At 69.0% G+C, this 25,561-nt stretch carries 21 protein-coding genes; 9 read left to right on the top strand and 12 right to left on the bottom strand.

Annotation, left to right across the window (positions count from 1 at the left end; genetic code table 11):
• Positions 1 to 69 precede the first annotated feature (69 nt).
• From ABD260_RS07580 to ABD260_RS07550, 7 genes are all read right to left on the bottom strand, one after another.
• Positions 70 to 3,786: a S8 family peptidase gene (locus ABD260_RS07580; protein WP_344232638.1), complete on the bottom strand. Its 3,717-nt coding sequence runs from the start codon at positions 3,784 to 3,786 to the stop codon at positions 70 to 72.
• A gap of 101 nt (positions 3,787 to 3,887) precedes the next feature.
• A complete protein-coding gene (locus ABD260_RS07575; protein ID WP_344232637.1) occupies positions 3,888 to 4,283 on the bottom strand; it encodes a hypothetical protein in 396 nt (131 codons plus the stop codon).
• A 189-nt stretch (positions 4,284 to 4,472) separates the two neighbouring features.
• Positions 4,473 to 4,760, bottom strand: a complete 288-nt coding sequence (locus ABD260_RS07570; protein WP_344232636.1) for a tetratricopeptide repeat protein — start codon at positions 4,758 to 4,760, stop codon at positions 4,473 to 4,475.
• 263 nt (positions 4,761 to 5,023) lie between these two features.
• Complete coding sequence (locus ABD260_RS07565) at positions 5,024 to 5,377, bottom strand: hypothetical protein (protein WP_344232635.1); 354 nt, start codon at positions 5,375 to 5,377, stop codon at positions 5,024 to 5,026.
• 67 nt (positions 5,378 to 5,444) lie between these two features.
• Entirely contained in the window at positions 5,445 to 6,623 is a 1,179-nt protein-coding gene (locus tag ABD260_RS07560; protein WP_344232634.1) for a M20 metallopeptidase family protein, read from the bottom strand.
• Entirely contained in the window at positions 6,616 to 7,773 is a 1,158-nt protein-coding gene (locus ABD260_RS07555) for an amidohydrolase family protein (protein ID WP_344232633.1), read from the bottom strand. The genes ABD260_RS07560 and ABD260_RS07555 overlap by 8 nt, the downstream gene beginning before the upstream one ends.
• Positions 7,763 to 9,055, bottom strand: coding sequence for a glutamine synthetase family protein (locus tag ABD260_RS07550; RefSeq protein ID WP_344232632.1), 1,293 nt, complete (start codon positions 9,053 to 9,055; stop codon positions 7,763 to 7,765). The genes ABD260_RS07555 and ABD260_RS07550 overlap by 11 nt, the downstream gene beginning before the upstream one ends.
• Positions 9,056 to 9,302: 247 nt before the next feature.
• Between ABD260_RS07550 and mftD the strand changes: the two genes are divergently transcribed.
• The 8 genes from mftD to ABD260_RS07510 all read left to right on the top strand — a co-directional run bounded on the left by mftD (position 9,303) and on the right by ABD260_RS07510 (position 18,067).
• Positions 9,303 to 10,484 (top strand): pre-mycofactocin synthase MftD, encoded by a 1,182-nt coding sequence (mftD, locus tag ABD260_RS07545; protein WP_344232631.1) that lies wholly within the window; start codon positions 9,303 to 9,305, stop codon positions 10,482 to 10,484.
• Between the two features lie 35 nt (positions 10,485 to 10,519).
• Positions 10,520 to 12,034 carry a GMC family oxidoreductase gene (locus ABD260_RS07540; RefSeq protein WP_344232630.1) on the top strand — a complete coding sequence of 505 codons (1,515 nt, stop codon included), beginning with the start codon at positions 10,520 to 10,522 and terminating at the stop codon, positions 12,032 to 12,034.
• Positions 12,018 to 13,343 (top strand): aspartate aminotransferase family protein, encoded by a 1,326-nt coding sequence (locus ABD260_RS07535; protein WP_344232629.1) that lies wholly within the window; start codon positions 12,018 to 12,020, stop codon positions 13,341 to 13,343. The genes ABD260_RS07540 and ABD260_RS07535 overlap by 17 nt, the downstream gene beginning before the upstream one ends.
• Positions 13,344 to 13,440: 97 nt before the next feature.
• Entirely contained in the window at positions 13,441 to 14,652 is a 1,212-nt protein-coding gene (locus tag ABD260_RS07530) for an ABC transporter substrate-binding protein (RefSeq protein ID WP_344232628.1), read from the top strand.
• 41 nt (positions 14,653 to 14,693) lie between these two features.
• Positions 14,694 to 15,398, top strand: a complete 705-nt coding sequence (locus tag ABD260_RS07525) for an ABC transporter ATP-binding protein (RefSeq protein WP_344232627.1) — start codon at positions 14,694 to 14,696, stop codon at positions 15,396 to 15,398.
• Between the two features lies 1 nt (position 15,399).
• The gene (locus ABD260_RS07520; protein WP_344232626.1) at positions 15,400 to 16,131 is read left to right on the top strand and encodes an ABC transporter ATP-binding protein; all 732 of its coding nucleotides are present in this window, start codon (positions 15,400 to 15,402) and stop codon (positions 16,129 to 16,131) included.
• Positions 16,128 to 17,003 (top strand): branched-chain amino acid ABC transporter permease, encoded by an 876-nt coding sequence (locus tag ABD260_RS07515; RefSeq protein ID WP_344232625.1) that lies wholly within the window; start codon positions 16,128 to 16,130, stop codon positions 17,001 to 17,003. Before ABD260_RS07520 ends, ABD260_RS07515 begins: the two co-directional genes overlap by 4 nt.
• Positions 17,000 to 18,067, top strand: coding sequence for a branched-chain amino acid ABC transporter permease (locus ABD260_RS07510; RefSeq protein ID WP_344232624.1), 1,068 nt, complete (start codon positions 17,000 to 17,002; stop codon positions 18,065 to 18,067). The genes ABD260_RS07515 and ABD260_RS07510 overlap by 4 nt, the downstream gene beginning before the upstream one ends.
• Before the next feature lie 61 nt (positions 18,068 to 18,128).
• Here ABD260_RS07510 and ABD260_RS07505 read toward each other — a convergent pair whose 3' ends face one another.
• The gene (locus ABD260_RS07505) at positions 18,129 to 18,980 is read right to left on the bottom strand and encodes a MurR/RpiR family transcriptional regulator (RefSeq protein ID WP_344232623.1); all 852 of its coding nucleotides are present in this window, start codon (positions 18,978 to 18,980) and stop codon (positions 18,129 to 18,131) included.
• Positions 18,981 to 19,022: 42 nt separating this feature from the next.
• Positions 19,023 to 20,684: an L-glutamate gamma-semialdehyde dehydrogenase gene (gene pruA, locus ABD260_RS07500; protein ID WP_344232622.1), complete on the bottom strand. Its 1,662-nt coding sequence runs from the start codon at positions 20,682 to 20,684 to the stop codon at positions 19,023 to 19,025.
• Between the two features lie 75 nt (positions 20,685 to 20,759).
• On the opposite strand from pruA, the gene rocD reads away from it, so the two are divergent.
• Entirely contained in the window at positions 20,760 to 22,028 is a 1,269-nt protein-coding gene (gene rocD / locus ABD260_RS07495; protein WP_344232621.1) for an ornithine--oxo-acid transaminase, read from the top strand.
• Positions 22,029 to 22,129: 101 nt separating this feature from the next.
• Here the strand turns inward: rocD and ABD260_RS07490 are convergent, their stop codons facing one another.
• The 3 genes from ABD260_RS07490 to ABD260_RS37530 form a co-directional block, all read right to left on the bottom strand.
• Positions 22,130 to 22,840, bottom strand: a complete 711-nt coding sequence (locus tag ABD260_RS07490; protein ID WP_344232620.1) for an anti-sigma factor — start codon at positions 22,838 to 22,840, stop codon at positions 22,130 to 22,132.
• A 13-nt stretch (positions 22,841 to 22,853) separates the two neighbouring features.
• The gene (locus tag ABD260_RS07485) at positions 22,854 to 23,438 is read right to left on the bottom strand and encodes a sigma-70 family RNA polymerase sigma factor (protein WP_344232619.1); all 585 of its coding nucleotides are present in this window, start codon (positions 23,436 to 23,438) and stop codon (positions 22,854 to 22,856) included.
• 93 nt (positions 23,439 to 23,531) lie between these two features.
• The gene (locus tag ABD260_RS37530) at positions 23,532 to 24,209 is read right to left on the bottom strand and encodes a fasciclin domain-containing protein (RefSeq protein ID WP_425553301.1); all 678 of its coding nucleotides are present in this window, start codon (positions 24,207 to 24,209) and stop codon (positions 23,532 to 23,534) included.
• Positions 24,210 to 25,561 lie beyond the last annotated feature (1,352 nt).

Below are 25,561 nucleotides of genomic sequence, written 5' to 3'. Positions count from 1 at the left end.
GCAGCTCCAGCCGAGTCCACACGCGCGAGCGCCCGTTGGGCGTCGGTGGCCGACGCCCAACGGGTCGAGCTATTTCAGGCCGTACGCCTGGGTCACTTCCTGTTGCACAGTGTTGCCATCGGCATCGGCGCCGGTCAGTCGCAACGACGGCGCCTTTCCGGCGGCTGAGACCGGATGGGTGATGGTCGTGGTGTACTTACCGTCGCTCGTCCTGGTCAACGGCAAGGACGTCCAGGTCGTACCGTCGTACGACTGCTCGAGACTCGCGGCGGTGAAGCGGCTCGTGACCGAACCGGCTTGGTGCCGGAAGCCGACCGCGATCGCCACCGGCCGTCCGACGCGGACCTGACCGAGGCCGTCGGCGGCCGGCAGATCGACATCGGCCGTGATGATCGGCATCACCTCGCTCTTGCCGCCCTTCGACGTCCAGGTCCAGGTCGATCGGACCTTGGTCGAGTACTTCCAGAAGTCGAAGTCCCGGCTGGTGGTCACTGTCGCCCGGAACTTTGCCGCGCCGTCCGGCAGTTCGGTCCACAACGAGGTGTCGTCAGCCGATCCGACCTGCTCACCGTTCCGTTCCAGCACGAGCTTCGAGCCGTCGTTGAACGCCGAGGTGCTGAACTCCTGCTGATGCAGGAACGGGCTGACCTGGAAGACGAAGTTGCCGTCGTACCATCCGGCGAAGCCGCCGTCCAGGCTCGGTCCGTTCTGGATTCCGCTGACCAGCACCGGCGCCATCCAGCGCTCCGTGACCTGCTCACCAGGCCGGAAGGTTCGCGGCAACGAGTATCCCGCGACGGCCGGCCCGGTGGCGTTGTTGTAGTAAACATCGCTCGACCATTTGGTCGAGCTCGCCTGGACGTAGGACGTCCGTGTGGAGGGTACGGGAAATGTCCGAAGGTAGTAGTTGCCGATCGTGGCACCGTCTGGTGTGGTTCCGAGGCGCTCTTCCGAGGTCTCGGTCCCCTTGATGTTCGCGCCGAACGTCTCGTGCACGGTCGCGAGCTGGTCAGGCGTCACCACAGCTTGGGTCCGCGTCGGGATCCGCCCGGCGGTAGTTTGCATCAGCTGGTACACGTACGGCGAGTTGGCGACGCCCACGAGGTCGATCGGCTTGCTCTGAGCGCTCAATGTTTTCGCGGTCGCGCGGCTGATCCGCATCGTCGGTACCGTCACCTTGTCCGTACCGAGATAGACCCAGCCGCGGTCGTACGCTTCGACGCCGGGCCGGTCCGGGTTGTACAGCATGACCGCCGCCGCGCCGGCGTCCTGAGCTGCCTTGACCACGTCGCCGACGATTCGTTCCTCGGAGTCCGGTATGGCGATCAGGGCCAGCTTGCCCTTGACGTTCGCGAGCTCGTTCGGTTGCCCCGTACCCGCGTCGACCGGCACGAGGCGGCGGGTTCCGGTGAACCGTGGCGCCTCGAACACGTCGCGTACCTCGAGCTCCGGCCCACCGACGGTCCGGGCGCGGAAGGGCGGAACCTCCAGCCGGGAGTGCATGGCAAACTCCGACTTGCCTGTTGTTACGGCGCCGCCGGGGACAGCGAGCGCAACCTGAGGATTGCCGGTCGGAACGGTGACGGCGAAACCTCCGGCGGGTACGCCCGCGGAAGTACGGATCAAGTAGTCCACAGAGCGGCCGGTGGGCATCAGATCCTTCCGGCCCTTGACGGACTGCTCCACTGGCTGGGCCTTTCTGCCGTCGAACGTGATCGTGTCCGAGCGGGACAGCGTGAACTCGTTCGTGGCGGCGAGCGTGAAGCCACCGATGGTCGTGTCGGTCGCGGTCTCATCGAACGCACTGGTGACGACGTACCGGCCGGGTGGGAGTCGCAGGGTCGCCGTTCCGTCGCGGTAGATGAGGTCCTGCACCGGGATCTGCACCGGTCCGTCCAGGCGAGCGACGCTCAGCTGGCCGGTCGCCGGCCGCCCGTCCTTGGTGATGCCGTGGACGGTGAGCGAGTAACGCTCCTGCTCGGCGTACCAGCCGAAGGTGGTGACGAGCGGATCGGCGCCAGGTGCGGTCGCGGTGATCCGCCCGGAGAACATGCCCGCGCCTGCCGCCTTGCGGTCAGCGGTCACTGTGACACTCGCGTCGCCTTCTGCCGGCACGACAAGCTGGGTCGTACTGAGCGTCGGCGCGGCTGTGGTTGGCTCCATCGAAGCGGCGAGCTGCACCGTGACCGGAGCAGTCGTCGGGTTGTGGTACGTGAGTTTGCGCATGACCGTGTCTTTGGCGGGGTAGGGCCAGGTCAGCGTGCCGAGCTCGAGTTCGCCCGCGTCAACGGTGAGATCAGCCGCGGTCGCCTGGTCGGCGTCGACGCGCCCGGCACCCTCCTCGTCGACTCGGGCGCCTTGCGGATCAGCCGTGGACATCAGGCGGGCTTTGAGTTGCGGTGCCTTCCAGTCCGGATGGGCTTGGGCGATCAGGGCTGCCGTACCGGCCACGTGCGGTGTGGCCATCGAAGTGCCCGAGAGCGTGGTGTAGTTGGCGTCGATCGGCGTACCGAGGTCCGTACCGGCCGCGCGGGCGGCGATGATGTCGGTGCCTGGCGCGGAGATCTCGGGTTTGAGCGCGCCGTCCTTGAGCCGAGGCCCGCGACAGGACGTCGGATTGAGTGCGCCGTCTCGGGTGAGGTTGCCGACGGCAACTGCGTCGTCGGCCGCCGCGGGCGAGCTGACCTGTTCCTTGCCCGGTCCACCACAGTTGCCGGCGGCAACCACGAAGAGCGCGCCGCTGCTGCGGCTGAGGCGGTTGAGAGCGGTCGAGAGCTCATCGGTGCCGTCACTCGGTTCGCCGCCGAGACTCAGATTGACCACCGAGGCGCCTTGCTGAACCGCCCACTCCATACCGGCGATGATGCCCGAAAAGCTCCCGAAGCCGTCGTCGCCGAGCACCTTGCCGTTCAGCAGCGTCGCGTCCGGGGCGACGCCTGTATACTTGCCGCCGGACGCGGCGCCGTTGCCGGCCGCGATCCCGGCAACGTGCGTACCGTGGCCGTAATGATCCGTGGTGTCCGCTGCCTCCGAGAAGTTCTGGGTAGCGGCGATCCGGCCTTTGAGATCAGGGTGGTTCGGGTCGATGCCGGTGTCGAGAACGGCGATCTTCACACCCTTGCCGGTGTAACCACGCTGCCACGCGGCCGGAGCGCCGATCTGCGGCACGCTCCAAGCGGTGCTCGCGTGGACCCTGTGGTCGAGCGTGACGCGCCGGATCGACGCTGCAACCCGTGCTTTCGACGGCGCCAGCGACGACCAGAAGTCCCGGGCCTTGCCCTTGTCCACGACCGCCGATCGGGCATCGATACTGGTCAGCGCGCGGGTGTTCTTCGTACCGCGAAGACTCGGCTGCGCCTTGCCGGCGTACTCGACAATCACCGGCAAGGTCTTGGAGTGCGCGTCGTCGCGTCCCTCGGCGATCAACGTGGTCAGGTCGAACAGCGACGGGTCGAGCCGCCCGGAGCGAAGGTCGGCGAACGCCGCGGAAGGTACGACGATCGTGTGACCGCCCGAGTAGCTGGTCACGAAACTCGACGCCCGGCCACCCCCCGGCCCCGGCAAGAAGCCGACCTTGTCACGCTGCCCGGCCCGACTGGTCACAGTAATGCGGTCACCAGTCACCAAGGTTATCGTCGACGTCACCGCCTTCCCGCCTACCCGCGCCGCCCCAGGCGGCGCCGCACCAGCATGCCCCGCGACAGGATGCGCCACCGCAACCGGCGACGCCCCTACAACAACCACCACCGCCACCGCGGCGACCAGGGTCTTCCATCGATGATTCACGAGTCCTCCGTACGCAACGGAAACGCTGTCCCACTATGTACTGGTCGAACCACACCCGACGTTGCTTCAATAAATCGAACCCGATCGATGCGTGGGGCCCGTCAGGGGCGGGAGATGTAGAAGCGCATCGCGGTGAAGTCGAAGGTCAGGGCGAGGGGTTTGAAGAATGCGTGGGTGAAGTTGGCGGCGGGGTCGAAGCCCAGTCGTTCATAGCCGGCGGGCTGGGTGCGGGCGATGCTGTAGACGCCTTGGGCCGTCGCGGTGCCGAGGCGGGCCTCGGTGGGGTAGCACGGGTAGGCAGGGATGCGGTTGACCGAGGTAGGGCGGTCGTAGTCCACGCGTACCCGCAGGCTCTTTGCCATCGTCTCGGTCATGGCGAGGCTGTTTCCGCCGGCGCCGCCGGTGTCCATCGCGACCACTCTGGGACCGTTGCCGTTGATGCTGCCCAGGGTGAAGGGAAAGTGATCTCCGGCCAGCCACAACGGGAGCGGTTTCACCCCGGCGGCCTTGGCTTCTGTCGGGTCGGCGGTCTTTCGGCGGAGGGTCAGCCTCTGGTTCGCGTAGTCCAGGGTGGTGAGGAAGTGGTAGAAGATGTGGGTCCGTGGTGAAGGTTTGCCCGCCGGCCTGCCCGCGCCCGGTGGACACGGCGCGCAGTCCGGCTTCCTCGGCGACCTGCATCGAGAGGCTCAATGACGTTGCCCCGGTGTCGAACAGGAACCGTCGGCGGCGGCGAAGTTGTTGGACAGGAGGGCGACATACCCGCGCTGAGCGGTCGCGTGAGTATTCGACGGGTCGCCGCGCAGGACTTGTGTGTACGCCCGGTCAGCCTCGGCGAACCGGCCCGACTTGAACAGCTTGTCCGGGTCGAGACCGGCCACCGCGGACGCCGGTGTGCCGACTACAGGCAGCACGGCCGTGGCGCCGGCGACCAAACCCAACCGCTGTACGAACGTTCGACGAGACTGCTCTGTCATTCCGGGCCCCTTGAGGTTCGCCACTGATACCGCCCCAATCGAACCCACCCGCCCGTTTCCCTGGCGTTACCTCCAGTACGGGTAGCCGTGGCGAAGCAGGAAGACGATGGCAGAGACCAGTGCGAAGAGCAGAAAAGTCGCCGCTATCCACGGGCAGGCCCATCGGCTCGTTGCATACTCGGCGCGTCTCAGTACGCGAATCATCAGCACGAGACCGGTCACCTGCACGAGACAGAGTACGAAGTAGGACCAGTCGCCGAATATCACTGCGAGCGGGATGAAATGTATTGCCACGCACAGCGCGATCCACCAGCCGAACCACCGCGACTGTTACGTCGCCCGAGTACGACGCAGCCACCACCGATTGTCACGGCCTCGGCCAGCACAATGAGGCCGAATACCCAATAGTCGCCTTCGAGCGCGGTTGGTGACGACCAATGACGCCACGCCAGTATTCCGAACGCGATCGCGAGCAAGGTCCCGATGATCGATCCGGCTCCCAGGACGCCGCGAAGACTCGGCTTCGGGTCCTCCTGCGACCAGCCGAACCAGCCGGCGGCCATCAGCGAAAGCCAGGCAATCCCAAACGCCTGATCCCGCAAAAACTCCGTAAACATCACACCTCGTTGTTGTCGCACCGCCTGCGCCCAGGTCAGCCTACCGGCGCGGAGATGTATGCCGAGCTCACTCAGTGTTGCGTCGGCTTGGCGTACCCGTGAGGAGTGTGGTGGCGCCGAGGTAGCCGGCGAGTAGGGCCTGGGCGACTGCGCGGAGGTCGGTGTCGGTCGGCAGGAAGGTCGGTGCATGCAGCGAGGTGTTGCCCTCGCTGCCGACGAACATCATGGTCGACGGCATCCGTTCGGCGAAGTAGGAGAAGTCGTCGGCGCCGAGTGAGCGCAGGTCGGTCGACACGGGAATGTTCTGGGCCGTCAGCTGGGCGGAAATCATCTCGACCAGGCGCGGGTCGTTCTCGAGGACCGGCTCGCCGACGGTGATCCGGACCTTGGCCTCGCAGCCGTGCGCCCGGGCCACGTTCTCCGACACTGCCACGATCCGTTCGTGCAGCAGCGCGCGGGTCTCCGGGGCGAGCGCACGGATGGTGCCGGTCGCGCGGGCCACGTCCGGGACGACGTTCGCGGCCTGCCCCGCCTGGAAGGACGAGACACCGACGACGGCGGAGCGCATCGGGTCGACCGATCGGCTGACCACACTCTGCAGCGCGACGACGGTCTCCGCGAGCGCGAGCAGCGAGTCGTCGGCCAGGTGCGGGTAGGCAGCGTGGCCGGACTCGCCGCGGACGACGATCTCGAACTCGTCCGACGACGCGTTCACTCCGCCCGGCACGCAAGCCACGACGCCCGCCGGCAGCGCCGGCTGGAGGTGGGCGCCGATCATCACCGCGCAGTCCTCGGTGTCGAGGACGCCGTGCTCCGCGATGTCCTTCGCGCCGGACGGGTACGTCTCCTCGCGCGGCTGGAGAACGACGAGCAGCGGCACCGGTACGCCGATGTCCTGGACTGTCCGCGCGACCGCGGCCAGCGCGGCCAGATGTACGTCGTGACCGCAGGCGTGCATCACGCCGGGGTTCCGTGAGGCCCAGGGAACCCCGGATCGCTCGGTCACCGGCAGCGCGTCCATCTCGCCGCGGATGCCGATGCATGGCCCGGGGCCACCGATCCGCAGCACGGCGCCGGTCTCGGCGACCTTCGTCGGCGTCGCGGTGCCGGGCAGCGCTTCCAGTACCAGGTCGCGGGTAAGAGACTCGTCGCCGGACAACTCCGGCTGCTGGTGCAGCGTACGGCGAAGCACCGCCGCGTCGACGAGGTGCTGGTCGAGAAGGGCCCAGATATTGCGCTCAGCCACGACGACCCCCGTACACCCGCTCGGCGTTGTCCCGGCCGATCAGCCGCGCGACGCGGATGGCATCCGCGACCGACCACTCGCCGGCGCGTACCCAGCGGGTGAGAACCTCGGTCATCCCGTGCCGCCAGAGCACGGCGCCGAGCAGGTGCAGTTCGGCGGGGCCCCAGGCGTCGGAGGAGTACAGCACTTTGCCGAAGGGCGCGAGCTCGAGCGCCTCGGCCAGCACGGCCGGGGAGGCTGCGCCGGTGTAGTTCACCGCGAGGCCGACGTCGAGATAAACGTGTGGGAACGCCTGAGCCAGGAAGCCCGCCTGCCGGTGGAAGGGGTAGCAGTGCAGCAGCATCACGTTGCTGCCCGACGGTTCGACCAGCCGGAGCCAGGCGGCGAGGAGCAGCGGGTCGCAGCGGCGCAGGTCGAGGTCTGGGTCGCCGAAGCCGGCATGCAGCTGGAGGGGGAGTCCGGTGTCGACTCCGTACCAGAGCAGCATCCGCAGCAGCACCGGATCGTCGACGCGGGCCGCTGCATCGTCGCGATCGAGCCTGGTGAGCCAGCGGGACGAGGCCGTGCGGATCTCGGCTGCGGACGGACGGCTCGGGTCGAACTCGAAGCCGTACCGGTAGGCGATCACCGACTTCAGCCCGGCGGCGCCGCCCGCTGCCGTGCAGAGCGCGGTGCGGAAGCGCTCCTCCAGGCCGGCGGCGTCGCCATCGCGGGCCACCTGCTCGAGCACGGTCTCGAGCCGGACGACCTCCTCGACGTACGCGCCGGGGACCCGCGCGCCGAAGGCTTGGAGGTCGACCAACGCGTCGCCGCGGAAGCCGGTGTCGATCAGCCACCGATCGACACCGGCGGCGCCGAGCAGCCGACGGTCGACCTCATCGGTGCGGAGCGCGGCGCGGGCGGCGACGTACTCCTCGATGGGGGCGTGCGGGTCGAGGCCGAGCAGCGGTGCGCAGTGGCGGCGTACGGCGAACGCGACCTGGCTGTCGAAGGGCGACGTGCCCGCGGGCGCAGGCCGGTCCGATTCGGTGAGCAGGTCGCCGAAGGCGGGTAGGTCAACTGGTTGCGCTAGGCAAGAGTGCACGTGGTGGTCGACCAAACGAACGCCGGCGACCGCCTCGGCGAGCTCGGGGTAGGAGTCAGTAGACATCGGCGAACCTCGCGCAGCGGTCGACGTCGTCCAGCTCGGACACGGCCTCGATCTCGGCTCGCTTGACGGCAACATGGGTGTCGAGCAGAGCAGGGTCGAACCAGCCGGTGACCACCCGGTCGGCGGCGAGGTCGTCGAGCGCCTCGCCGAGATCCTTGGGCAGTTGCGGTACGCCGGCCAGCTCGGCCTCGGTGACCGACTCGGGCCAGACGGTCGGGTCGGGATAATCGCCCGTGATCCCGGCCAGGCCGGCGCGGATCAGTACGCCGAGGGTCAGCCACGGGTTGGCGGTCGCGTCTGAGGCGCGGAACTCGAGGTTGTACTGGTGCGACGGGTCTCCGCCGCCGACGGTGCTGGTCGGGCAGATCCGCAGCAGCGCCTCGCGGTTGCGCTCGGCGAGGAACACACCGCCGGCGCTCCACCGGTGCGGGGTGAGCCGGAGGTACGACACCGGGCTGGGCGCGGTGAATGCGAGCAGCGCCCGGGCGTGAGCCAGGATGCCGGCAGCGAAGCGGCGGCCGATGTCGGTCAGGCCCGCCTCGGCCTCGGCGTCGTACAGTGCCGAGGCGCCGTCGGAGGTCTGCAACGAGAGGTGCACGTGGACGCCGTTCCCGCTGCCGTCGGGGTGGGCCAGCGGTGCGAAGGTGACCGACCGGCCGTGCCGGCGGGCGAGGTCGCGGACCAGTTCCTTCAGCAGCACCGCGCGGTCGGCGGCGACCAGGCCTGGGGCCGGCTCGAGGGTGATCTCGAACTGGTCGGCGCCGTACTCAGGCAGCCAGGTCTCGGGCTGCAACCCGGCCTGTGCGAGCAGTGCGACGAGCTCGGAGCCGAAAGGTTCGATACTGCGGTGCCGGGCGAAGGAGAACGGCGCGGTCGAGGGCAGGCCGCCGACCATGAACTCGTGCTCGAAGGAGGCGGTGACCTCCAGCCCGGTCGCGGCGCGCAGGTCGTCGAGTGCACGGCGCGCGAAGGTACGGGGGCAGCAGTTCCAGGGCGTGCCGTCGGGCTCGGTCTGGACGGCGAGTACCAGGGACACGCCGGGGTCGGCGCCGCGGGCGGGGATCTCGATCCGGGTCGAGACGTCGGGCATCAGCCTGAGGTCGCCGGTCGACCCGAAGACGTTGGCGGCGATCGTCCCGAACGCGGTGATGGCGAGATCGGCCGGCACCCAGCCGACCCCGCGCCGCAGCACGGACTCCGTCGCGGACGCGGGGACCGAGCGTCCGCGCAGCTGGCCGGCAAGGTCGCTGGTCGCGACGAACAGCGTCTGGTCGGTAGTCATCGTCCACCTTTTCGATCGGGAGGCAGGCGTACGCACGGCCGCGGGACGGCGTGGCATACAGGTTACAGAATCGGACTAAATGATTGATTCTGCAATACCCGTTACGAATCTGCTCTCGGTTGGATCCTCGCATGGTGACCCTGGGCAACCTGGCATGACCGTTACAAGAAGGTCGCCTGGAGCTATTGCCGTAAGAAACATTTCAGTCTTACGGTGATGCACATCGCACTACGCCGAAGGAGTCCTGATGAGCAAGCGCAGCCGCTTCCGCAACCTGGCAGAGGCCGAAAGACTGGCCAAGCGCCGTCTGCCGCGTGCGGTGTGGCTGGCGGTCAAGGCCGGCAACGAGCAGGGCTGGACCCTGGACGAAAACCTCCGCGCCTTCAACGAGCTGGGCTTCTCGCCCACCGTCTTCGACCGCCCGACGCGGATCGACCTGAAGACCTCGCTGCTCGGCCTCGACCTCGACTTCCCGGTCGTCATCTCACCGGTCGGTGCCCAGGCGATCCACCCCGACGGCGAGGTCGGCGTGGCTCGCGCCGCGGCCCGCGCCGGTACGGCGGTCGGCCTCAGCTCGTGGGCCTCCGACCCCGTCGCCGACGTCACCCGCGCCAACGGCAAGACGATCTTCCAGCTCTACTGGGTGGGCACCAAGGCCGAGATCGAGGCCCGGGTCGAGGCGGCCCGCGCCGCCGGCGCGAAGGCGCTCATCGTCACCCTCGACTGGTCGCACACCCCGCGTCGCGACTGGGGCGTACCGCCCGCGCCGCCCAGTGACCTGAAGCTGCGTACGATGCTCGAGCTCGCACCCGAAGCGCTGTCGCGGCCGCTCTGGTTCGGCAGTTACCTGCGTCGCGGCCGGATCCCCGAGCTCAAGGTCCCGAACCTGTTCGAGCTCGACGGGTCGACGCCGTACTTCGGGGCCGCGTGGTCGCGCTTCGAGGCCACCCCGCCGCCGACCTGGGACGACGTCAAGTGGCTGCGCGACCTGTGGGGCGGTCAGTTCATGGTCAAGGGCATCAACACGATCAAGGACGCCAAGCTCTGCGTCGACCTGGGTGCGGACGCGATCGGCCTGTCCAATCACGGCGGCAACAACATCGACGGCAGCCCGTCCCCGCTGCGCTACCTGCCGAGCATCGTCGACGCGGTCGGCGACCAGGTCGACGTCACCCTGGACGGCGGCATCCGCCGCGGCTCGGACGTCGTCAAGGCGCTCGCGCTCGGCGCCCGCGCGGTCTTCGTCGGACGCGCCTTCCTCTACGGCCTCGCGGTCGGCGGTGCGGACGGCGTCCACGAAGTGCTGCAGATCCTGCGGAACGGCATCCGCGAGACGATGTTCGGCATCGGCCGCGGCTCTCTCGCCGAGCTGAGCCGCGAGGACCTGATGCTGCTCAACCCACACTTCTTCGTGCCGCCGGCGAGCTGACCCACACCCGCAGCGCGAGGAAGGAGAGGAAGAAGATGGCACGGATCATCGTCGTCGGAGCCGGCAGCGCCGGCTGCGTGGTCGCGGCGCGGCTGTCCGCGGAGCACGAGGTCGAACTGGTCGAGGCCGGCCCGGACTGGGCAGGCACGGCCACCGAAACCCGGCTCGCGTCCGCCAACTGGATGGACGCGATGGCATCGCCGGAGGCATTCGACCCGGCTCTGGCAGCCACCCGACTCGCCGGGGATGCGCCGCGGCAGTACCACCGCGGCCGCGGCGTGGGCGGCTCGTCGTCGGTCAACGCGATGCTTGCCCTCCCCGGGCTGCCGCGCGACTACGACCGCTGGGCCGAGCACTACGGCCTCGACGAGTGGTCGTGGGAGCGTGTCGAACCGACCTTCGTACGGCTGGCGCGTGACCTGATCGCCACGCCCGCCGACGAGTACACGCCGATGGACCGGGCCCTTGTCGACGCGGCCGGTGCGCTTGGCATGGCGACCGGCGTCGACACGCTCACCCCCGACGACGGTGGCGGCACGCTCTGGCGCAACGCGGACGCGATCGGCCGTCGCTCCAGCGCCGCGGTCTATCTGCGACCAGTGCTCGAGCGCGGCGCGGTCGTCCTCCGTACTGAGGCGAAGGTCGATCGACTGCTGCGCGAGGGGGACGCCGTCGTTGGCGTCGTCCTGCTCGACGGCACCAAGGTGTACGCCGACCAGGTAGTGCTCGCCGCGGGTGCGATCGAGACGCCCGCGATCCTCCTACGTAGTGGCTGCAGCCGTCCCGGCGTCGGCAAGGGCCTTCAGGACCACCCGGCGGCCTCGCTGCTGCTCGCCCTGCGTCCCAGCGTCCGCGAGGTCCGCGATGGACAGCCCTGCATCAATGCCGTCGTACGCACCTCATCCAGCCGCGCGGAGGGTGATATCCATGTGCTGCCCATGCAGGGCGCGCTCTCGGAGTCGACGCCCGCGCACCACGCGGTGGTGATGGCCGCTGTGATGACGGTGACCTCCACCGGTGAGGTCCGGCTGAACCGTGACGACCCGACCGGGCCGCCGGTGATCGCCGAGCGGATGCTCACCACCGAACGCGATCGCCAGGTCATGCGGGAGGCCGTCGGCGTCGCTCGCCGGCTGCTCGAGACCGCGCCGTTCCAGGAGATCGTCGAGGCGGCGTTCATCGACGCGGCAGGTACGCCGGTCGCCGCCCTCGACGACCCGGACGTGTACAACGCCTGGCTGACCTCCTCGATCGGCGACTACTTCCATGCCGTCGGCACGGCCCGGATGGGTACGGCGGACGACCCCGGCGCCGTTGTCGACCAGCGCGGCCGGGTCCACGGCCTCGCCAACGTGCGGGTGATCGACTGCTCGGTCATGCCCGAGGTGCCCGCCGCCAACACCCACCTGCCCGTTGTGATGGTGGCCGAGCGGTTGAGCGCCGCGCTGCTCGCCGACCTGGCCCCGTCGACATCCGTGTCCGCATCCCCGTCCGCATCCGCATCCGTGTCCTCGTCCGAAGGAGTCGCCGACCGTGTCCACAGTCTCTGAGCAGCCCGTCAAGACCGAGCCCTCCGGCCAGTCCGCGAGCTGGCGGCGCGCCGAGGCCGTCGTACCCCGGGGAGTGTCGTCCGGCCACCGCGTCGGCTGGCAGCAGGTCATCGTCCGCACCCGAGGTGCCTACGTCTGGGACCAGGAGGGCCGGCAGTACGTCGACTACCTCAACGCCTGGGGCCCGATCGTGCTCGGCCACAGTGATCCGCGGGTCAACGAGGCGGTGCTCACGGCGGCGAACACCTGCGACCTGACCGGGGTCGGCCCGCAGGCCGGAGAGGCCGAGCTCGCCGAGCGGATCTGCGCGGTGATGCCGTCGGCCGACAAGGTCGCCTTCTGTACGTCGGGCACTGACGCGACCATGCACGCGGTCCACGTCGCCCGGGCCGCGACGGGACGCCTCAAGATCCTCAAGTTCCACGGCTCGTACCACGGCTGGAACGACCACGTCGCCGTCGGCAGCTCGCGCAAGGACCTCAGCGAGACCTCCGCGCTGAACACCCCGAACGGCGGCGGGCTGCACCCGGCGGTCGTCGCCGACGTCGTGGTCGTGGAGTGGAACGACGCAGCCGGCTTGCGCGCCGCCTTCGACGAGTACGGCGAGCAGTTGGCCGCGGCGTTCACCGAGGGATACGTGCACAGCTTCGGCTGCGTACCGGCCGTGCCCGGCTTCCTCGAACTGCTCCGCGAGCTGTGCACGAGCCACGGCGTGGTGATGGTGATGGACGAGGTGAAGACCGGCTTCCGGGCGGCGATCGGCGGCTACCAGACGATCTGCGGGGTCACACCCGACCTGACCGCCTTCGGCAAGGCCGTCGCCAACGGGTACTCGCTGGCCGGTCTCGCCGGGATCGACGCGCTGATGGGTCACCTCGGCGCCTACAGCAAGACCGAGGCGACGATCGACGGCACCTACAACGCCTCGCCGTATGCGCTTGCCGCAGGCAACAAGACGCTGCAGATCATGGAGAGCGACGACATCTTCAGCACGCTGCATGCGCGCGGCGAGCAGCTGCGCGCCGGGATCGCCGACGCCATCGCCGAAGCCGGCGCCCCGGCGACCGTCGCCGGCCTCGGGTCGGAGTGGTGCGTGTACTTCCGGCCGGAGCTTCCCACCAACTTCCGCGAGGCGATGCAGTCCGACGCGGAGATGTACGGGCGCTACCACGCCTCCCTGCTTGCGCAGGGCGTCCTCGAGCCGGCGTTCCCGACCGGGGACCGCCGCCTCAACGCGGCCACCACCGAGGCCGACGTCACCACCACCATCGAGTGCGTCCGGGTCGCACTGCGGGCCGCCGTCTCCTAGCGAAACCTCGGCCTTTCGCCCGTTCTCACCCACACTCTCACCCTAGGTAGGACCCATGCTTGGTTTTGCACGCCCATTTTCGGGTCGGTCGGCGCTGGTGACGTCCACCGTCGCACTGCTCGCACTGACCGCCGGCTGCTCCGGCGGCGCCGACGCGGCGGGCGGAGACAACAGTCAGCTCGTCATCGGCTTCGCCCTCAGCCAGAGCGGCAACATGGCGCCGTTCGACGTCGAGCCCGGCAATGCCGCGCAGCTCCGGATCAAGGAGATCAACGACGCCGGCGGCATCAACGGCAAGAAGATCAAGGTGATCAGCAAGGACGTTAGGTCCAGCCCCGACACGGTCGGCACGGCAGCAACCGAACTGATTGCCGAAGGCATCAACCTGCTGGTCACGCCCTGCGACTTCGACCTGAGCGCGCCCGGTGCCTCGGTCGCCCAGGCCGCGAAGATCCCGTCGGTCTCGATCTGCGCCGGCGACCCGAAGATGGCCGACACCAAGACGCTCGGCGACTACGTCTTCTCCGCCAACGCGGGCAGCGACGTCGAGGGTTCGTCGGGCGCCGAGTGGGCGTACCACAAGGGCTGGCACACGGCGTACGTGCTGCAGGACGAGAGCATCGAGTACACCAAGTCGGCCGGCCGCTACTTCCAGGCGAAGTTCAAGGAGCTCGGCGGAAAGGTCCTCGGCGAGGACGCCTTCCCGGGCGGCGACAACGTCAACATCAGCAGCCAGGCGACCCGGCTGAAGAGCCTGGCCGTCAAGCCCGACTTCGTGTACGTCGCCAGCTGGAATCCCGGTGGCGCCACGGCAATCCGCCAGCTGCGGGCGGCCGGTGTGACCTTGCCGATCGTCGGCCCGGCCGCGCTCGACGGTCAGGTGCTGCTCGACGTCGTCGGCGGGAAGGCCGGCGACATCTACTACACCGGCTTCGCCTGCTACGTGTACTGCAAGGGTGCCGGCTCCGCGGGCCTCGACAGCTTCGTCAAGGACTACCAGGCCGCGTACAAGGCAGCGCCGTCCTCGGGCTACGCGCTGCTCGGCTACAACATGGTCTCCGCGATCGCGGACGCCGCGGGCAAGGCCACCTCGTTCTCCGGCGGCGACCTGAAGTCGGCGCTCGAGGCCGACGGTTCGGTGAAGACGCCGATCGGTGACGTTGCCTACTTCTCCAAGTCCTGCCACAAGATCATCGACATGCCGATGACGGTGGTCCGGGTCGCGAACGGCGCGATGACGTTCGCCGGACAGCAGCGCGTCGACTCCATCCCGGGGGTCGGCGACGGCAACTCCTGCGCCGCGTCATGACGACCGGCACTCAGCCTTCCCGTCGGTCGTCGGTGCTGCGGATGGCCGACGGGGGCATCCACTTCGATGGCGTGAAGGCTGTCGACGGCGTCTCGATCACGGTTCGCAGCGGCGAGGTCCTCGGCCTGATCGGTCCGAACGGCTCGGGCAAGACCAGCACACTCAACCTGCTCAGCGGGATGCTGCGTGCCACCTCCGGCACGATCTGGCTCGACGACGAGAACCTGACCCGGCACTCGATGCGGCACCGCGCCCGGCGAGGCGTCGTACGAACTTTCCAGAGCGGGCGCGTGTTCGGCCGGCTGACGGTCCGGGAGAACGTCGAGGCCGCCGCGCTCGGGGCCGGGCTGCGTCGCCGCGAGGCTCGGGAGCTCACCGAGGAGATCCTCGAGGAGCTGGCGCTCGAGGGTGTCGCCCAGGATCGGGCCGAGCAACTCACCGCCGGGCGGGTCCGCACCACGGCGATCGCCCGGGCGCTCGCCGCGCGGCCCCGGTTCCTGCTTCTGGACGAGCCGGCCGCGGGGCAGAACGAGACCGAGGCGGTCGAGCTGATCACCGCGATCCGGGGCTTCGCGCAGCGGCGCGAGTGCGGCGTCCTGCTGGTCGAGCACGACATGTCCGTGGTGATGGGAACCTGCGACCGGCTGCACGTCCTCGACCGGGGCCGGACGGTGATCGAGGGCGAACCGCCGGTCGTCCGCTCCGATCCCCAGGTCATCGAGATCTACTTCGGAAAGCGGCACTGACATGGTCCTGCGCATCGAGGACGTCCATCTGCACTACGGCTCCTCCGTCCGGGCCGTGCAGGGTTGCTCGCTGAGCGTCGGCGCGGGTGAGCTCGTCTCGCTCATCGGCCAGAACGGCGCCGGCAAGAGCACCTTGGTCAAGGCGATCATGGGCGAGGTACCGGTGGCGTCCGGCTCGATCACCGTCGACGGTACGCCAGTGTCGAGCAAGTCGTACTCGACGATCCGCGCGGGTGTCTCGCACGTCCCCGAGAACCGGGGCATCTTCGCGAGCCTGACCGTGGGGGAGAACCTGCGGCTGGGCGCGGTCACCCGCAAGGACAAGAGGCAGGTGGCGGCCGACATCGAGCGCGAGCTCGAGCGGTTCCCGATCCTGCGCACCTATTGGAACCGGGGTGCGAGCCTGCTCTCCGGCGGGGAGCAGCAGCAGCTCTCGATCGCGCGGGCGCTGCTCCTCAACCCCCGGATCCTCTTGCTCGACGAGCCGACCCTTGGCCTGGCACCGATCGTCGTCGACCTGATCTTCGACGTCGTGGCCGCGCTGCGCGAGCAGGGCATGACGATCTTGCTCGTCGAGCAGAACGCCGTTCGCTCGCTCGAGGTCTCCGACCGCTGCTACGTGCTGCAGGCCCCCGGCCGGGTGCTGGGCAGCGGGACCGCGGCCGAGCTCGGCCAGGTCCCGGCCGTCGTGGAGTATCTCGGCTTCTCTCCCGCTGAGGTGGTTGTCAGATGATCCTGGAATTCCTGATCAACGCGATCGGGCTGGGCGCGCTGTACGCCCTGCTCACGATCGGCGTCGCGTTGCTGTTCGGCGTACTCGGCCTGATGAACTTCGCGTACGGCGAACTGATCCTGGCCGGCGCGTTCGCGATGTACTTGTTCCGCGACCAGCCGTGGCCGCTCGCGCTGCTGATGGCGATCGTCTTCGCCGTCGTGGTGGCGCTGGTGAGCGAGCGGCTCGCGTTCAAGCCGCTGCGCAACGCGGACCCGGTGACGCTGATGATCGCCTCGTTCGCGGTCAGCCTCGCGCTGCAGAGCCTGGCCCGGATGACCGTGCTGCCGCGTACCCGCGGCGTGCCGGCGGATCGCTTCCTGTCGCACCGGGTGAGCCTGCCCGGCGCGGACGTCAGCGTGCTCGACCTGGTCACCCTCGGCCTGTGCGGTGTGATGCTGCTGGTCGTCGCGTGGCTGATGGGCCGGACCAGCCTCGGCATCCAGTTGCGTGCGGCGGCCGAGGACTTCCGGATGGCGGCAAGCCTCGGCGTCAAGGCCAACCTGGTCATCCCCGCCGCCTTCGTCATCGTCGGCGTGCTGTCGGCGATCGGTGGCGCGGTGCTGGTGGCACGGCAGGGCTCGATCGGCGCCGACATGGGCCTGCAGCCGATGCTGATCGGCGTCGTGGGCGCTGTCCTCGGCGGGATGAGCAACCTCAAGGGAGCCGCGCTCGGCGGCTTCCTGCTCGGCGCGGCGACGGCGCTGCTCGAGTCGCTGCTGCCGACCGGCCTGATCCCCTTCCGCGACGCCTTCCTGTTCTCGGCGCTGATCGCGGTGCTCGTCGTCCGGCCCCAGGGCCTCCTCTCCGCCGCGAAGGTGCGTGTCTCGTGAAGAACCGAACTCTCCGCGCCGTACAGACGCCCGCGATCCTCATCGGCCTCGTCCTGCTCGCCGCAGTCGTCGGTGCGACCGGCGGTGTCACGACTACTCGGGTTGCGACGCTCGCACTGGTCGCGGTCGTGTTCGTCACCGGCCTGTCGGTGTTCTCCGGCAACTCGGGGGTGATGTCCTTCGGGCACGTCATGTTCATGGCGGCCGGGGCGTACACGACTGCGTACCTCACGATCCCTGTGCCGCTGAAGAAGACGCTCTTCTCGTCGTTGCCTGGCTGGCTGTCGTGGCTCGCCGACGTGCACAGCAGCTTCCCGGTTGCACTCCTCGCCGGCGGTCTCGTGGCAGCGGTCGTGGGCGTGGTGACGGCGCCGGTCGTGGCGCGGCTCAGTGGCTTGCAGTCGGGTATTGCGACGCTGGCGATGCTGCTCGTCACGTACAACGTGCTCAACAGCTGGACCCCTGTGACCCGCGGCTCATCGAGCATGATCGGCATCCCCCGCGGTACGACGACCTGGTGGGCCTTCGGCGTCGCCGCGCTCGCCGTAGTCGTGGCCTGGATCTATCGCTGCTCGCGCAGCGGTCTGCAGCTACGTGCCTCCCGTGAGGACTTCTGGGCCGCGCAGGCCTCGGGCATCGCGGTCGGCCGGCACCGGGCGATCGCGTGGGTGCTCAGTGCGCTTGTCTGCGGCCTGGCCGGTGCGCTGTACGCCGGGTTCCTCACCTCGTTCAACGTCAACGGGTTCTTCCTGACCGCGACCTTCTCCTTTGTGGTGATGATCGTGCTCGGCGGCTACCTCTCGCTGAGCGGTGCAGTGGTCGGCGCGCTGGCGGTGAGTGCCCTGCAGGAGGTGCTGCGGCGTTTCCAGGACGGCCAGTTCACAGGCGGCAATGCGCTGCCGGCCGGGGTGGCCGACCTGATCGTGGCGGCGGTACTGCTGGTGGTGCTGGTCAAGGCGCCGTACGGGCTGATGGGAGTGCGCGAGCTGCAGTTGCCGCGACGCAGGCGCCGGCCCGAGCCTCGTACCGACGCTCGGGCGAAGGAACCGTCCGCGGTCGCCTGATTCCCCGACCCATGCAAAGGGCTCCACCGATGGTGGAGCCCTTTGCATGCTGTCGGGTGGATTACTCCGGCGACTCCTCGAGGAGTTCGAGGCGCTTCACGCCGGTCTCTCCGAGCTCGGCCGCGACCGCCGCAACGATGCTCTCGGTGACCGCCATCGACGCCACCAGGGAGTCGAAGGGGGAGGCGGAGTCGACGCGCGCCGGCAGCACGACCCGGGCCACCTTCGCGATGGGGGAGAGCCAGTTGTCGGTCATCAGGCAGACCGTCGCGCCCCTTGCGGCGATACGTTCGGCGAAGACCAGGTTCCGCTCGGTGTAGCGGCGGTAGTCGTAGATGACGAAGACGGTACTCGCCGATGCATCCGCGATTGTCGTTCGCCGGTCGAGATCGTCGTTGCTGACGTGATGAACGCCGGAGCGCAGCAGCCGGAGGTGGGCGACGAGGTACTCCGAGACCGAGCTGCTGAACCGGCCGCCGGCGACCCGGATCTCGCGGGCCGGGTCGCGCAGCAGCTTGACGAGCTTGGCGAACTCCGACTCCGGGAGCTCTTCGTACGACGCGGACAGCATGGCCGCGAACGCCTTGTGGGTCTCGGCGAGTACGCTGGCCTTGGACGCGCCGCCCTTCTCCGGGTACTGCTTCAACGGCGAACCCAGCTCGCCGTTGAGCTCGTGGACAAGCGCGCGCTGGAACGCCGGGAAGCCGGGGAACCCCAACCGGGTCACGAAACGGACCACGGTGGGTGGGCTGACCGACGCGGCTGTCGCGAGGTCGACGACGGTGGTCAGCCCAGCTGTCGGGTACTGGGCGAGGAGCGCCCTGCCGACCTTGCGTTCGCTGTTGCTGAGCTCGTCGAGGGTGGACATGAGGAGCTTGCGCACCGACGCGTGCCCACCTGGGATCTCACTCACCGTCGTAACCTATCAACGCTGGCCTGGATTGCCGGCGAATCATCACCGGACCGCGACCTCGCGCGGGTCCCGCATGTGCGGGTACGCATGAGCCACGGCGGGGACGAAGGTCTCCTTGATCGAGCGCGGGCTGGTCCAGCGCAGCAGGTTCGTCGCCGCGCCCGCCTTGTCGTTGGTGCCGGACGCGCGGCCGCCGCCGAAGGGCTGCTGGCCGACGACCGCGCCGGTCGGCTTGTCGTTGACGTAGAAGTTGCCGGCCGCGAAGCGCAGCCGCCCGGAGAGCCGCTGCACCACGGTGCGGTCGGTCGCGAAGATCGCACCCGTCAGCGCGTACGGCGACGTGGCGTCCACCTTTTCGGCGATCGCGTCGAGCGCGCCCGGGACGCTGTCGTCGTACACGTGGACAGCGAGGATCGGGCCGAAGTACTCGGTCGCGAACGCCGGGTGCTCGGGGTCGTCGATGCGCAGCACCGTGGGCCGGACGAACCAGCCCCTGCTGCCGTCGTACGTACCGCCGGCGACGACCTCGACCTTCGGGTCGGCGTGCACCTCGTCGAGCATCGCGCGATGCTTGGCGAAGGCGCGCTCGTCGATGACGGCGCCGATGAAGTTCCGGTGGTCGCGGACGTCGCCCATGGGCAGTGCGTCGACGATCTCGGCGAGGTCCTCGCGGATCAGCTCCCACACGCTGGTGGGGATGTAGGCGCGGGAGGCGGCCGAGCACTTCTGGCCCTGGTACTCGAAGGCGCCACGGATCAGCGCGGTCCGCAGCGCGACGGGGTCGGCGCACGGCGCGGCGAGTACGAAGTCCTTGCCACCCGTCTCACCGACGAGCCGCGGGTACGCCGCGTAGGTGTCGACTCGCTGCGCGGTCTCGCGCCACAGCCGGCGGAAGGTCGCGGTCGAACCGGTGAAATGGATGCCCGCAAGGTCGGGCTGGGCGAGTACGACCTCGCTGGTCGCCAGGCCGTCGCCGGTCACCATGTTGATGACGCCAGGCGGGAGACCGGCTTCCTGCAGCAGCTCCATCGTCAGCGAGGCGGCGAGCTGCTGCGTCGGCGACGGCTTCCAGACCACGGTGTTGCCCATCAGCGCGGGGGCGGTGGGCAGGTTGCCGGCGATCGCGGTGAAGTTGAACGGGGTGATCGCGTAGACGAAGCCTTCGAGCGGGCGGTGGTCGGTACGGTTCCACACGCCGCGGCTGTTGGCGACCGGCTGCTCGGCAAGGATCTCCTTGCCGAAGTGGGCGTTGAAGCGCCAGAAGTCGATGAGCTCGCAGGCTGCGTCGATCTCGGCCTGGTACGCCGTCTTGGACTGCCCGAGCATGGTGGCCGCGACGAGGCGGGCGCGCCAGGGGCCGGCCAGCAAGTCGGCCGCGCGCAGAAAGACGGCCGCGCGCTCGTCGTACGGCAAGGCCCGCCAGGTGGTGGCGGCCGCGCGGGCTGCGGCGACGGCCGCGTGGGCATCGTCCGTCGTCGCGTTGTGGAGTGTGCCGATCCGCAGCTCGTGGTCGTGCGGCGCGCGGACGTCGATCTCGGCGCCGGCGCCCAGCACGGGCCGGCCGCCGATGATGTGCGGGAGCGTGGCCGGCTCGGCGGCCAGTTCGGTGAGGGCCGCGTCGAGGGCGTCCCGTTCGGGGCTGCCGGGGGCGTAGTCGAGTACCGGCTCGTTGACGGGTTCCGGTACACGGGTGATCGAGTCCACGGGGAATCCTCCTTCGTAATAGCCATTTCAAGATAGACCATTGCGGAGGAAAGTGGAATGAATCATTCTGTTGGCATGACGACGACCACCCCTGTCTCCAGTACCTCCGGGCCGACCCCGCCGGAGGGCGTCGCGGACCCCACCCAGGCCCACATCGACCTCACCGACGCGCATGCCGCGCACAACTACCATCCGCTGCCGGTGGTGCTGGCGTCCGGTGACGGGGCCTGGGTGACCGATGTGGAGGGCCGCCGGTATCTCGACTGCCTCGCCGGCTACTCCGCACTCAACTTCGGCCACAGCCACCCGCGGCTCGTCGCGCGGGCAGCCGAGCAACTGCAACGGCTCACCCTGACCAGCCGGGCGTTCTTCAACGACCAGCTCGGGCCGTTCGCGAAGGCGCTGTCCGAGCTCACCGGCAAGGACGTCGTACTGCCGATGAACTCAGGCGCCGAGGCCGTCGAGACGGCGATCAAGGTGACCCGGAAGTGGGGCTACCAGGTCAAGGGTGTCGCGCCCGGTACGGCCCGCATCATCACGATGCGCGGCAACTTCCACGGCCGGACGACGACGATCGTCGGCTTCTCCGACGACGACGTCGCGACCGCCGACTTCGGGCCCTTCACCCCTGGTTTCGTCGGCGTCCCGTACGGCGACATCGATGCCGTCGCGGCCGCGATCGACGATGCCACCGTCGCTGTGCTCTTCGAGCCGATCCAGGGCGAGGGAGGGGTCGTCGTACCGCCCGAGGGCTTCCTGCGCGCGCTGCGAGAGCTGTGCACCGAGCGGAACGTGCTCATGGTCGCCGACGAGATCCAGTCCGGGCTGGCTCGCACCGGGTGTACTTTTGCCTGCGACCACGAGGACGTTGTCCCGGACGTCTACGTGCTGGGCAAGGCGCTCGGTGGCGGCCTCTATCCGGTCTCCGCGATCGCCGCTGATCACGACGTGCTGGATGTTGTTCGACCGGGTACGCATGGCTCGACGTTCGGCGGGAATCCGCTTGCCGCGGCGATCGGCCACGAGGTCGTCCAGTTGCTCGCGACCGGTGAGTTCCAGGAGCGCGCGTGGGTGCTCGGCGCGCGGCTCGAGGAGGGCCTGCGCGGAATGGTCGGCGCGGGGCTGGTGGGCGTTCGGGCGCGGGGGTTGTGGGCGGGCGTCGATGTCGACCCGGCCTTGCTGACCGGCCGCGAGGTCTGTGAGGGCCTGATGCGGCACGGGATCCTGGCCAAGGACACCCATGGATCGACGGTGCGCTTCGCGCCACCGCTGGTCGCCACCGAGTCCGACATCGACCTGCTGGTGGTCGCCCTGCGCACGGTCCTGGAGGTGGCACGCCGCTAGCCGGGGATCACGAGTACCGTCCACGGCTCGGCACCCCGCGACAGCTCCTCGTTTCGGTAGGCAGTTCCTGGAAGGATAGGTCGGGACTTCCGGGAGTGTTCTCAGGTCAGGGGCAGGATGGCCGCGGCCGGCAGAGTTGGTGTGGGGGAGCCGTGCTCGGGTTCGACGGTCACGCCGAAGGCGACTTTGCCGGTGACGCCGCCGACGACTTGGGTCAGGTCGCCGGACGCGAGGCCTACCGAGTGCGCGGTTTGCTGGTTGTCGATCATCCACAGCTGCCAGGTGCGGTTGGCCGGCAGCTTCGGGAGGTCGTGCAGTACGACGACGGCGGCGTCCGCGCGGCTGGAGGAGACGATCGTCGCCTGTCCGCCGCCGGTGACCTTGCCGTGGACTGTGCGCGCGTCGGGTTCAGCGAGCACGGCGGCGACGCGGTCGTTGGCTTGTACGGCGTGCTGTCGCGCCTGGTACTGGTCGATGGCGATGCCACCGGCGCTCGCCGCAACAAGGGCGGCCGCTGCGAGGGCGAGCATCGTTCTCCGCGCGAACCGCCGCGCCCCCGGCACTTCGCTGTGAACCTGCGGGGGCAGTTGACGTACTTGGTCAATCGCAGCCAGCACATTGGACTTGAGTACGGGTGGTGGCGGCGCGCTGACCTGGGTTGCGAGTTTGACGGCGGCTTCGCGGAGTTCTTCGACCTCGGTGGTGCAGAAGGCGCAGTGTGCCAGGTGTTCCTCGAACAGCACGCGCTCGTGATCCGGAAGAGCGTCGAGAACGTACGGTCCGGTCAGGCTGTGGACATCGGGTTCGCTCATGGTGTCGTGCCCCTTAGACGGTGCCGAGGCAGTCGCGGAGGCGGATCAGCCCGTCGCGCATTCTGGCTTTGATGGTGGGAAGTTTGGCTCCGAGGTGCTGGGCGACCTCCGGATAGGTGTACCCGTTGTAGTACGCGAGCTCGATTGATTCCCGCTGCAGTTCGGTGAGATTGCCCAGGCAGCGCCGTACCTGTTCGGCCTCGAGCCGGGTACTGACGGTGTCGGCGACCTGGTCGAAGTCGATCTCGGCGGAGCGGATGCCGGCGACGGCGGTACGGTCCGCGGCGGACTGTTCGGACCGGACCCGGTCCACGGCCCGCCGGTGGGCGATGGTGAGAATCCAGGAGGACGCCGACCCGCGGCTCGGGTCGAAGCGGGACGCCGTGCGCCAGACGTCGATCATCACTTCCTGGGCCACCTCCTCGGACTGGGCCGGGTTGCGCAGGATGCGCCGGGCCAGGCCGAACACCAACGGGCTCACCCGGTCGTAGAGCGCGCTGAAGGCGCTGACGTCGCCGTCGGCTGTCCTGGCGAGCAGGCTCTCGGCGGTCACAGCTCCGCCCTGCGCGGGCCAGGGGAGCGGTATCGGGTCGGGCATGGCACTTCCTCTGCTTCACCGAAGGTCATGAGGTGGTGCGGGCCGGTGCTATCGGCGTGTACCGCTGGCACCGGCCCGGGACTGGGTGAACCGTCAGGCGGCCGGCGGCATCAGGACGCTGTCGATCAGGTACACGGTGGCGTTGGCGGTCTTCACGCCGCCGCAGATGACGTTCGCCCCGTTGACCTTCAGGTTGTCGCCGGAACCGGTGACGGTGACGTCCTGCTTCTCGACCGTCGCGTGCTTTCCGACGACGGCCGTCGGGTCAAGCTGACCGGGCACCACGTGGTAGGTCAGGATCTTGGTGAGCAGCGGCGCGTTGGTCTTCAGCGTGTTGACGGTTGCCGCGGGCACCTTCGCGAACGCGGTGTCCACCGGGGCGAAGACGGTGAACTCGCCGCCGTTGAGCGTCGAGACCAGGTCGACCTTCGGGTTGAGCTTCCCGGAGACCGCGGCAACGAGGGTCTTCAGCAGTGGATTGCCGGATGCGGCGGTAGCCAGTGGTGCGGCCGCCATGCCGTCGATCGATCCGGAACCGCTCGGGTTCGCCTTGGCGTACGCTGCGCAGCCCGGACCGACCATGCCGGCCGCAGCGTTGCTTGCGGAGGGTGTATCGCTGGTGCTCGGGGTTTCGGCGGGAGCCGACGAGGACGTGCTGGTGGACGGCGTACTGCTGGAGCTGTTCTTGTCGTTGCTGCTGCACGCCGCGGTCGTGAGGACAAGGGCCAGGGCGGTCGCGGCGAAGCCCGCGCGGACGATCTTCTGGGACATGACAATCTCTTTCCTGACGTGGGACGCGAGCGGCTTCGCTCACACCTGACATTGACGATTCGGTGCCGGTCAGGGGCCGGATGGGTGCCGCGGGCAAAAATCTTCGACCCATCCGGACGGGACTTCGCGCCGAACGCTACGTATGAGCGAGCAAGCGATACGCCGGGTCGCCGGTGCCGTGGGTGGGTTGATCGCGGCCGGTGCCGCGCTGGGCCTCGGGTACCTCGCGGCCGATCTGTCGGGTGGGCCGTGGCCGGTCGATGCGGTCGGCGTCCAGGTGATCGACTGGTCGCCGGGTCCGGTGAAGGACTGGGCGGTGCGGGAGCTCGGTACGGCTGATCGGCCGCTGCTGCGGGTCGGTATCTGCGTCACGCTCGCGCTCGTCGCGGCGCTTGCGGGTGTGCTCGGCAGCAGTACGCGTCCTCGGGTACGACGATCCGCGGTCGTTCTTGCCGGCGTGCTCGGGGTCATCGGTCTGGTTTTTGCGATCACGAGCCGCTCGGCGAACGCCAACGTGGTGATCCGCATCATGCCCGCACTGGTGACGCTCGTGGTGGCGGTGGTCGCGATGCAGCTGGTGGTTCGTACGCTGCATCGCCCGCGCCGGGCTGGCCAGGAACAAGAGGAACCGGCGGGGTTTGATCGGCGGCGGTTTTTGCTGACGGTTTCGGCGCTCGCGGTTGCGGGCGCGGGCGGCGTGGGCGTATCGAGCTTGGTGTCGACTGGGACCGGCGAGGCGGCGCGGGCGAAGTTCCGGGTTCCGCGCCCGACCGATCCGGCACCGGCGATTCCAGCCGGCGCGCAGGTGAGTGTTCCCGGCGTGTCCAGCTTCGTCACCCCGAACCCGAAGTTCTACCGAGTGGACACCCTGCTGGAGGTGCCGCGCATCGATCCCGGCAACTGGGAGCTGCGTATCCACGGGATGGTGGACAAGGAACTGAGGCTGTCACTCAGCGATCTGGTCAACCGGCGGCTGATCGAACGGGACATCACCTTGACCTGTGTGTCGAACGAGGTCGGCGGTCCGTACGTCGGCAACGCCCGGTGGATCGGTGTACCGATCGCGGACGTCCTCAAGGAAGCCGGTGCTCGTACCGGTGCGGACGCGGTGCGGTCGACCAGCGTGGACGGGCTGACAATCGGTACGCCCCTGAGCGCGCTCACCGACGGCCGCGATGCGATGTTCGCGGTCGCGATGAACGGCGAGCCGCTGCCGTTCGCCCACGGTTTCCCGGTCCGGATGGTGGTGCCCGGCCTGTACGGGTATGTGTCGGCGACGAAATGGATCGTGGACTTCGAGGTCACCCGGTTCCAGGACTTCAGCGCGTACTGGACCGATCGCGGTTGGGCGG

Source organism: Kribbella hippodromi, from assembly GCF_039531045.1.
GTDB lineage: Bacteria > Actinomycetota > Actinomycetes > Propionibacteriales > Kribbellaceae > Kribbella > Kribbella hippodromi.
This window is presented reverse-complemented; position numbering and strand designations above follow the sequence as displayed.